The sequence below is a fragment of the Thermodesulfobacteriota bacterium genome (genome assembly GCA_026415035.1).
In the GTDB taxonomy this organism is placed as follows: Bacteria; Desulfobacterota; BSN033; order BSN033; family UBA1163; genus RBG-16-49-23.
Window position 1 is genome coordinate 116,319 of the sequence record JAOAHX010000007.1, and the last position, 9,450, is coordinate 125,768.

At 56.1% G+C, this 9,450-nt stretch carries 8 protein-coding genes; all 8 read left to right on the forward strand.

Features of this window, described 5'->3' with window-relative positions; translation table 11 throughout:
* Nucleotides 1-27: 27 nt before the first annotated feature.
* The 8 genes from N3G78_06450 (at nt 28) to N3G78_06485 (ending at nt 9,191) form a co-directional block, all read left to right on the forward strand.
* Entirely contained in the window at nt 28-2,445 is a 2,418-nt protein-coding gene (locus N3G78_06450) for a PAS domain S-box protein (protein MCX8117549.1), read from the forward strand.
* A gap of 78 nt (nt 2,446-2,523) precedes the next feature.
* Entirely contained in the window at nt 2,524-2,874 is a 351-nt protein-coding gene (locus N3G78_06455; GenBank protein ID MCX8117550.1) for a hypothetical protein, read from the forward strand.
* Nucleotides 2,864-3,721 (forward strand): HDOD domain-containing protein, encoded by an 858-nt coding sequence (locus tag N3G78_06460; GenBank protein ID MCX8117551.1) that lies wholly within the window; start codon nt 2,864-2,866, stop codon nt 3,719-3,721. Before N3G78_06455 ends, N3G78_06460 begins: the two co-directional genes overlap by 11 nt.
* Nucleotides 3,718-5,883 (forward strand): response regulator, encoded by a 2,166-nt coding sequence (locus N3G78_06465; protein ID MCX8117552.1) that lies wholly within the window; start codon nt 3,718-3,720, stop codon nt 5,881-5,883. Before N3G78_06460 ends, N3G78_06465 begins: the two co-directional genes overlap by 4 nt.
* A gap of 15 nt (nt 5,884-5,898) precedes the next feature.
* Nucleotides 5,899-6,249, forward strand: a complete 351-nt coding sequence (locus N3G78_06470; protein ID MCX8117553.1) for an Hpt domain-containing protein — start codon at nt 5,899-5,901, stop codon at nt 6,247-6,249.
* A 28-nt stretch (nt 6,250-6,277) separates the two neighbouring features.
* The gene (locus N3G78_06475; GenBank protein ID MCX8117554.1) at nt 6,278-8,221 is read left to right on the forward strand and encodes a response regulator; all 1,944 of its coding nucleotides are present in this window, start codon (nt 6,278-6,280) and stop codon (nt 8,219-8,221) included.
* 194 nt (nt 8,222-8,415) lie between these two features.
* The gene (locus N3G78_06480) at nt 8,416-8,625 is read left to right on the forward strand and encodes a hypothetical protein (GenBank protein MCX8117555.1); all 210 of its coding nucleotides are present in this window, start codon (nt 8,416-8,418) and stop codon (nt 8,623-8,625) included.
* 80 nt (nt 8,626-8,705) lie between these two features.
* Nucleotides 8,706-9,191 (forward strand): chemotaxis protein CheW, encoded by a 486-nt coding sequence (locus tag N3G78_06485; protein MCX8117556.1) that lies wholly within the window; start codon nt 8,706-8,708, stop codon nt 9,189-9,191.
* The last annotated feature ends 259 nt before the right edge of the window (nt 9,192-9,450 follow it).

Here is a 9,450-nt window from a genome sequence, read left to right on the forward strand (position 1 = left end):
CCATTTTTCATTTAAGATATCCCAACCGTGGGTGATCCGAAGGAGCTGATCCGACAGTATATGACCTTGGCCGAGATCGGCCGGATCGTGAGTTCCTCCCTCGAATTCGATGAGGTCTGCGAACGATTTGCTCTCGCCGTCCAAAAGCTCATCCCTTTCGACCGCATCGCCATCGTCCTCTTAGAAGCTGACCAAGGAACGCTCACCTATCAGTATGTCAAAGGCGTGAGGGTCCCCCAGTGTGAGGTCGGAGACCGGGGAAAGATCGAAGGGCCCCTCGTTGAAAAGATCCTCAAGACCCGCAAAGGGCTACTGATTCAGGGAAAGGAGATCGAGAGGTGGACCGAACAGGATGAGAGGCTTTTCCAAACCCTAAAGGCCGGGCTTCGTTCCATGATCTCCGCCCCATTGATCTTCCGAGGGGAGGTGATCGGGATCCTCCATCTCCGGGCCAAGAGGCCGGAGGCCTATACCCCCACCCATCTCAAACTGGCCGAGGAGATAGGCCTCCAGATCTCTGGGGCCCTGGGCAGTGCCAAGCTCTTCCAAGAACATCGGCGGCTTGGAGAGAGGATGTTCTTCCAGGCCTCCTTGTTGGATCAGGTCCGCAACGGGGTGATCGCGACCGATTTGAAACGGAGGATCCTTTTCTGGAATCCCTTCGCCGAGCGGCTCTTCCTTTGGAAAAAAGAGGAGATCTATCAAAAGGAGATTACGGAGGTCCTCTCCGAGGAGAGCCTCGTCACCTTGAAGCAGTCCGGCTACTGGGAGGGCGAATGCGTGGGCATCCGAAAGGATGGGACCACTTTCCCCGTCCACCTCACCAATTCGATCTTCAGGGACGAAAAAGGGAAGATCAGGGGCATGATCTTCGTCGTCAATGATATGACCGACCGCAAACGGATCGAGGACCTGCTCAGGGCCTCGGAGGAACGATATCGGAGTCTCTTTGAAGAGTCGAAAGATGCTATCTTCATCACCTCTTTAGAGGGAAGGTTTATCGACATCAATCCTGCCGCGGTGGAGCTTTTCGGGTACGATTCGAAGGAGGAGCTCCAACAGGTCGATATCGCACGGGACCTCCACCTCGATCCCACGGGCCGGGAGAGGGTGGTCGGGCTCTTGAACCAGGAGGGGTTCGTAAAAGACCTCGAACTCGTCCTGAAGAAAAAGGGGGGCGAAAGGGTCACGGTCCTCATGACCGCAACGACCATGCGAAATGATCGGGGCGAGATCGTTGGATACCGAGGGATCTTAAGGGATGTCACCGAGAGAAAGGCGCTGGAAGAGCAGCTCGTCCAATCTCAGAAGATGGAGGCGATCGGAATGCTGGCGGGAGGGATCGCCCACGATTTCAATAATCTCCTGATGGTGATCCAGGGGAATGTGGAACTGGGGCTGATGAACCTGGACCCGTCCCATCCGGCCTATGACTCCCTGCTCAAGATCGAGGAAAGCACCCAGAAGGCGAGGGGCCTCACCCGCCAACTCCTCGCCTTCGGCAGGCGTCAGGTCCTGAACCCGAAGGCCCTCGATGTGGCCGAGGTCATCGGGAACCTTTCGAAGATGGTCTCCCGCCTCATCGGCGAGGACATCGAACTCCGGATCGAGATCAAACCTGGCCTCCACCTCATCTATGCCGACCCCTCTGCCCTCGACCAGGTCCTGATGAACCTGATCGTCAATGCCAGAGACGCCATGCCCCGGGGAGGGGTCCTCACTCTTCAGGCCCTCAATGTCCACCTCGGTGAGGCCTTCTGCCACCAGCATCCCTTCGTCACGCCCGGGGATTACGTCCAGATCTCGGTCATCGACACGGGCATGGGCATGGACGAGGCGACCTGCCTGAGGATCTTCGAGCCCTTCTTCACCACAAGGGAGAAGGGCTCTGGTTTAGGTCTTTCGGTCGTTTACGGGATCGTGAAGCAACATAACGGCCATATTTTCGTTTCCAGTCGACCGGGTGAAGGGACCCGTTTCGACCTCTATTTCCCCGTTCATCGGGAGGCCCTCCCTCCGGAGACGGTGGAGAGTGTGCCTGAGGAGATCCCCCGGGGGCACGAGACGATCCTGATCGCAGAGGACGAGAAGGAGATCCGGGAGCTCTTGAAGGTCCTCCTCGAAGGCCTGGGCTACCGGGTCTATATGGCCAAGGACGGAGAGGAGGCGGTAAGCGTCTTTCGTGCCTACCGAGAGGAGATCGACCTTGTCATCCTCGATGCGGTCATGCCCAAAATGAACGGCCCCCAGGTCTATGAGGAGATCGCCTCCTCGTCGGATCTGCCCTGTCTTTTTCTCTCGGGATATAGCGAAGAGATCGTGGAGAGGTATTTCGACCAGAGTTTGAATATCCCCATCCTCCACAAACCCGTCTCCCTCCGGGAACTCGGCCTGAAAGTGAGAGAGATCCTGGATGGGGCTCCGAAGTCCCCCAAAAAGGTCTGACCTCCCCTCAAGAAAATCGAGAGAAATGCCGATAACACCTTTGGTTAGCGCTTGAAGGGGGGGAGGTCTATCTATTCGATGGAAGTCCTTGCGCTCGATGCGATCAAGCCAGGGATGGTCCTCGGAGGGGATGTTAAGGATCGCAATGGACGAATCCTCCTTTCGGCTGGGTCGGAAATTACCGAGAAACACCTGAGAATCTTCCGGATGTGGGGGGTTCACACCGTTGCCGTCCAGGATCATGAACGAGCGGAGCCTTCCTCGACGGGAGAGTCCGAGATCGATCCGGTCCAATTTCAGGCGGCGGAAGAGAAGGTCAGGGCCTTATTCCGCCATCATGATCTGAACCATCCCTTCCTCAAGGTGTTGTTTCGGCTTGCGACGCTCGAATATCTTTCCCGCGGGGAGGGTAGGGGCCGTGGTGCTTAATCCCCAGGACCTTCTGAAGGGGTATCTCGAGGTCTCGTCGCTTCCGATGATCTATTATAAGATCGACGAGGTGATCCACCGGCCCAACACCTCCATGGCCGATATCGGCAAAATCGTCAGCCAGGATCCGGGCCTGACGGTCCGGTTGCTCCGGTTGGTCAACAGTGCCTTCTACAATTTTCCCTCCAAGATCGAAACGATCACCCAGGCGCTCGTCATCATCGGGACGCAGCAGTTGAGGGAGCTGGTCCTGGCCACCTCGATCATCCACCTCTTCCAGGGGATTCCAAAGGACCTGGTGAGCATGGAATCGTTCTGGCGCCACAGCATCGCCTGCGGTCTGGCCGCCAGGGCCTTGGCCTCTTATCGAAACGAGGCGAACGTCGAACGGTTCCTCATTGCGGGGATGGTCCATGATATCGGCCGACTCATCATGTATAAAAAGATCGGCGATCTCTCCCGGTGTGCCCTCATCCAGTCCAGGGCCAAAGGCACCCCTCTCCTTCAGGAGGAGAGGGAGGTGATCGGCTTCGACCATAGCCAGATGGGACGAGTCCTCCTCCAGGCCTGGAAACTGCCCCAGAGCCTTGAGGAGGTGGTGGCCTATCACCATCACCCCCAACGGGCCGACCATTATCCCGTCGAAGCGGCCATCGTCCACATCGCAGATATTCTCATCAACGCCCTCCAATGGGGGACGAGCGGCTCCCATCAGGTTCCTCCTTTTGAACCCTCGGCTTGGGATCTTCTCGATCTATCCCCGGCCATCTTGCCCCCCTTGCTCTCGCAACTGCGGAGCCAGGTCCAGGAGGTCGTCCATTCCATTTTGGGAGGCATGGAGGGATGATCCAGACCATTGGAGCCTATCAGGATCGGATGGCCTCGGAAGAAAGGCTAAAGAACCTCGAGGTCCAGAACCGGTGGATGGTCGAGGCCCTCGAGTGGATGGTCTCCCTGAGCGAGGTCATGGTCGGTTTTGCCCCCGATCAGGGACCGACGAAGATTTTTAATACCGCCAGGCTCTACCTGAAGCGGTTAATCCCCTTTCAATGCCTCTCTTTCCTGACCGTCAACGAAGAGGATTTCGATTTCACCATCGCCTTTTGCGAGCCCGAGGCCGATCGCCCCCTCCTCCAGAGGGAGATCGAGGGACAGATCGCCAAGGGTCACTTCGCCTGGGCCCTTCAGCAGAATCGGAATTTGACCGTCCCCGCAGACCAGTTCGAGGCCAACCTCCTTCTCCACCCCTTGGTCACGCGGACCAGCGTCGTGGGTCTCTTTGCAGGCGTGCTCTCCAGGGGGAAGGAGTATCTGAGCGATGTGGAATCCAACCTCCTCACCCTCGTCCTTTACAACACGGCCCAAGGCCTCGAAAATGCCCTCCTTTACCAGAAGATCAACGAGCAGAACCGAAACCTCGAAAGGATCGTCCAAAAGAGGACGGAGGAACTCCAGCACGCCCTGGAATTGGCTAAAGAGGCGAGCGTGGCCAAGGGGATGTTTTTGGCCAATATGAGCCATGAGATCCGGACTCCCCTCAATGCCGTGGTCGGCTATACGGAGATGCTTCTGGAAACCGGCCTCAACGAAGAGCAGTTCGATTATGCCATGACCATCCGGTCGAGCGGAGAGGCCCTGCTCGCCCTCATCGACGATATCCTCGACTTTTCGAAGATCGAGGCAGGCCAGCTTCGGCTCGAGCGGATCGATTTCGACCCCGAGATGGTGATCTACGAGGTCTGTAAGATGGTCTGCCCGAAGATCGGGCGGAAGCCCGTAGAACTCCTGTGCCGGATCGGCGAGGACCTCCCTACCTTCGTCAAAGGAGATCCCCATCGTTTCAGGCAGGTCCTGCTCAATCTGGTAGGCAATGCCGCAAAATTCACGGATGCGGGCGAGATCGAGGTGGCCATCCATCCCGAGGCGGAGGAGGCCGATCGGTTAAAACTCCATGTGAGGGTCCGGGATACGGGCATCGGCATCTCCAAGGAGAAGCTCGGGGTGATCTTCGATCTCTTCCAGCAGGCCGACGGCTCTACGACCCGGAAGTACGGGGGAACGGGACTCGGGCTGGCCATCTGCAAGCAGATTTCGAGGGCCATGGGGGGAGATGTGTGGGCGGAAAGCGAACCCGGTCAGGGCAGCCTCTTTCACTTCACCGCCTGGGTCGAAAAGTCCGAAGGGGCCAAGGTGAGACGGTTTACCTCTCCGTCTCTTTCGAACAGAAGGGTGCTCTTGATAGACCCCCACCAGACCCGAAGGGAGCTGATCGAGACGGTCCTCCGGGGGGCCGGGGTCGAGGTGATCTCTTCCGAAGACGGCCAGGAGCTGGGGTCGGACAGTTTTTCCTCCATCGATCTCTGCCTCCTCGATGCCGACCACCCGAGCGGATTCAGGATGGCCAGGAAGATCAGAGGAGCTGGATGGACCACGATCCCCCTCCTCAGCATCACCCCTCCTTTGGAACAGAACGCCCAGAGATTCAAAGAGGAAGGGTTTTTGGGTTTTCTCAACAGGCCTCTTCGGCGGGACCGCCTCTTCGAAATCCTCCTGCGATTTCTTAAAGAAGAGAAGCCGACGAAGGAGCCGGCCGGGATCCAGAACCGGCGGGAGGAACCCTTGACCGCCCATCTCCCGCGCCGGATCCGGGTCCTTCTGGCCGAAGACAATCCCGTCAATCAGAGGATGATGGTGAAGATGCTCGACAAATTGGGTTGTCATGTCGATACGGTGGTCAACGGCATCGAAGCCATCCGTCGGGTGGAGCAGTCGACCTATGACCTGGTGTTGATGGACTGCCAGATGCCCGAGATGGATGGCTATACGGCCACGGCCGAGATCCGCAGGCGAGGCGGGACCTTCCTCGAGATCCCGATTATAGCGGTGACCGCCCATGCCTTGGCCGAAGACCGTGACCGGTGCATCAAAGCGGGGATGAATGACTACCTCTCTAAACCCGTTCAAAAAGAGGTCCTCGTCGAGACGATTCGGAAGTGGGTTCGAGATTGAGGATCGGCGGAAAAAATGCTCATCATCAGAAGGGGGAACAATATGGACCTCAAGACGTTGGCCGAACAAGTGGATTTGGAAGTAGAGGAGTATCGGGAGATGATCGAGCTCTTTCTCCAGACGGTGACCCTTCAGCTCCATCATCTGAAAGCCGCCCTTGAAACGGGGGATAGTCAAAAGGTCGCAGAGACGGCCCACTCGATCAAAGGCTCCTCGGCAAGCCTCGGTTTGACCCAGATCTCAGGGATGGCAAGAGGGATGGAGCTCAAGGCCCGCGAGAACAACCTGAACGAAGCTGCCCTGGCCTTTCAAACGATCAAAGCCGAAATCCACCAGATCGCCCAGTGGGTGTCAGATCTCCGATAGGAAAGGGACCCGGAGGAGAGGAAGACCAATGGAACGAAAAAGCCTTGTCGTCGATAATGACCCCATCATGTTGAAGTGGATGTCAAACTTTCTTGAAAACGAGGGATATCAGGTCGTCACCGGAGAGGATGGATTGGAGGCCCTCAATCTTCTGAAACATTACAAGCCGGATATCATCTTCGCCGACCTCATCATGCCCAATATCGATGGAGAGAAACTCTGCCAGGTCATCCGGAGGGACCCGGGGTTGAAGGATGTCTTCCTGGTGGTCTTTTCCGCGGCAGCTCCGGAGGAGAACCTCCATCTTTACGACACCGGCGCAGATGTCTGTATCGCAAAGTCCTCCTTCGACAAGATGGCCAAACAGATTCGAAAAGCCCTCGAGGAATATCAAAGGAGGGCGCGTCATGCGGCCTCAAAGCCTCTGATCGATTTTGACGATGCCTTTCCCCGGCAGATCACCCGGGAGTTGCTCAACAGCCGGAAGCATTTCGAGCTGATTCTCAGGAGCATGGAGGAGGGCATACTCGAGATCACACCTCAAGGCCAGATCATCTATAGTAATCCCTCGGCCCTCTCTCTGGTCGGGCTTCCAGAGGAGAGGCTCCTGGCTTCCAATTTCATCGAACTGTTTCAGGAAATGGACCGGGAGAAGATCAAGGGATATCTCTCCTCCCTTGAGACCAACGGGCGGAGAATCAAGATCGATCCTCCCCTCCCGTTGAACGGAAAACAGATCTCGCTGACCTTGCTCTCCATCCCGGATGAAGACAACCGGACCACCATTGTCCTTCTCAAAGATGAAAGTGAGCGGAAGAAGATGGAGGCCCAGCTCCTACAGGCCCAGAAGATGGAGGCGATCGGGACGCTGGCAGGTGGAATCGCCCATGACTTCAACAACCTCCTCATGGTGATCCAAGGGAATGTCTCGCTGATGCTCCTCGACACCGAACCCTCGCATCCCCATTACGAGATGCTCAAGGCGATTGAAAAGAAGGTTCAGAGCGGTTCGAAATTGACCTCCCAGCTCTTAGGATACGCCCGGAAAGGGCGTTACGAGGTCAAACCCCTTCTGTTGAACCCGTTGGTGAAGGAGACCGCGGAGACCTTTGGCCGGACCCGGAAGAATATCGTCCTCCATTTCGATCTCGATGAGGACCTCCATACGATAGAGGCCGATCCGGGACAGATCGAACAGGTACTCATGAACCTGCTCGTCAATGCAGGGGATGCCATGCCCCATGGAGGGGAGCTATACCTGAAGACCCTCAATGTTACCCATCGAGAGATCCAGAGCGAAATCTACGAAGCGGCCCCCGGCCACTATGTCCTCCTCTCCGTCAGGGATACGGGGATCGGCATGGATCAGAAGACCAAGGAGCGGATCTTCGACCCCTTTTTCACCACCAAAGGTCTGGGGAGGGGGACAGGGTTGGGTCTTGCTTCGGTGTACGGGATCGTCAAGGGGCACCAGGGATACATCAATGTTGAATCGGAATTGGGCAAAGGGTCAACCTTTTCCATCTTTCTCCCGGCTTCTGCCGAAAGGGTCGAGGCCCAGGTTTCGAAGGTCGAACAGATCGTCAAGGGCCAGGGGACGCTGCTCCTGGTAGACGATGAGGAGTATATCCTCGAGGTCGGAGAGAAGATTTTAAAGACCTTGGGGTATGACGTTCTGTTGGCGAACAACGGAGAAAAGGCCATCGAACTCTTCGAAGCCAACCGGGATCGGATCGACCTGGTCATCCTGGACCTCATCATGCCTTATAAGGGTGGACAAGAGACCTTTGACGAGATCAGGAGGATTAACCCGCGGGTGAAAATCCTCCTCTCCAGCGGTTACAGCATGGAGGGGCAGGCCGCGGAGATCATGAGAAAAGGATGCGAGGGGTTTATCCAGAAACCCTTCTCGATCCAAGAATTCTCCCAGAAGCTGAAGGAGATTTTGGATTCAAAACGGGGCAAGCCGTAGGTCTCGAGTTTTTAATAAAACTCCCTCCTCCCTTTTTCCCCGCATAACCCATCTTTAAGGTTTTTCCCTTTTCTGCCGAAAAGTCTATTGAACAGGTATTCTAGCCTTCCCCTTCTCTTCTTGAAGGAAGAAGGCCGGAGCTATCGGAAAATCCATCAAAACCGAAGAGGAAAGGGTTGAAGGAGGTGAGGGGGATGGTGAAGAAGCACAGTTGCAGGTTCTTTCGGCATGCCGAGGGGACCCACTTCGGTCTCGGCATCGGCTATTGCGACCTCGGGGTCATCTGGTCGATCTGTGATGGGGATGTGAAATTCTGCGAAACACCTCAGGAGATGATCCGGGTCTTCCGGAAGGATTGGGAAAGGAGGATGGAAAGGGCCATGGGGAACAGCCATCCGTGGTAAAAGGAGAGAGAATTAAAATGATTAATGGGGCGGCAAAACAGGGGATGGGAAGTCCCAGAAAAGCTCAAGGGAGCGAGAAGATGGAGGTGAAGTCGATGGTGGGTCGGGAGGGGAAGTATTTGACCTTTTCGTTGGGTTCGGAGGAGTATGGGATTGGGATATTGAAGATCAAGGAGATTATTGGGGTGATGCCGATTACGCCGGTTCCCCGGACGCCTTCGTATGTGAAGGGAGTGATCAATCTTCGGGGGAAGGTCATTCCGGTGGTGAATTTGCGTTTGAAGTTTGGGATGGAGGAGGTGGGGTATACGGATCGGACGTGTATTATTGTGGTGGAGGCGGGGGGTCAGGGGGGTTCGGCGTTGGTGGGGATTATCGTGGATTCGGTGTCGGAGGTATTGAACATTCGGGGTTCGGAGATTGAGGAGGCGCCTTCGTTTGGGGTGGGGTTGGAGGCGGGTTATATTTTGGGGATGGCGAAGATGAACGGAGGGGTGAAGATCCTTTTGGATATTGATAAGGTCCTTGGGGCCGAAGCACTCACTTCGGTGGAGCAGGCGGCATAGAATGCCGCAATTTGTCCGGCATCTGAAGGGGGGAAGGGGGTAAGAGAAATGAAGTTAACGCTCGGGAAAAAGATATTTTTAGGTTTCGGATTAGGGGTGGGTGCGTTGGTCATCATGAGTGTCTTGGCCTACACAGGTGCAAGGAGCATTTTATCAAATGCCAAAGCCGTCATGGATTCCAGAGAAGTTGACCGGATCATCACCCAATCCGAAGTGGACCATCTGATCTGGGGCCGGAAAGTGGTCAATGCCGTCATCG

Bases quoted from the DNA above. Each gene is read 5' to 3' on its own strand.
- N3G78_06455 (MCX8117550.1), top strand. From the start codon at position 2,524: ATGGAAGTCCTTGCGCTCGATGCGATCAAGCCAGGGATGGTCCTCGGA.
- N3G78_06465 (MCX8117552.1), top strand. From the start codon at position 3,718: ATGATCCAGACCATTGGAGCCTATCAGGATCGGATGGCCTCGGAAGAA.
- N3G78_06470 (MCX8117553.1), top strand. From the start codon at position 5,899: ATGCTCATCATCAGAAGGGGGAACAATATGGACCTCAAGACGTTGGCC.
- N3G78_06475 (MCX8117554.1), top strand. From the start codon at position 6,278: ATGGAACGAAAAAGCCTTGTCGTCGATAATGACCCCATCATGTTGAAG.
- N3G78_06480 (MCX8117555.1), top strand. From the start codon at position 8,416: ATGGTGAAGAAGCACAGTTGCAGGTTCTTTCGGCATGCCGAGGGGACC.
- N3G78_06485 (MCX8117556.1), top strand. From the start codon at position 8,706: ATGGAGGTGAAGTCGATGGTGGGTCGGGAGGGGAAGTATTTGACCTTT.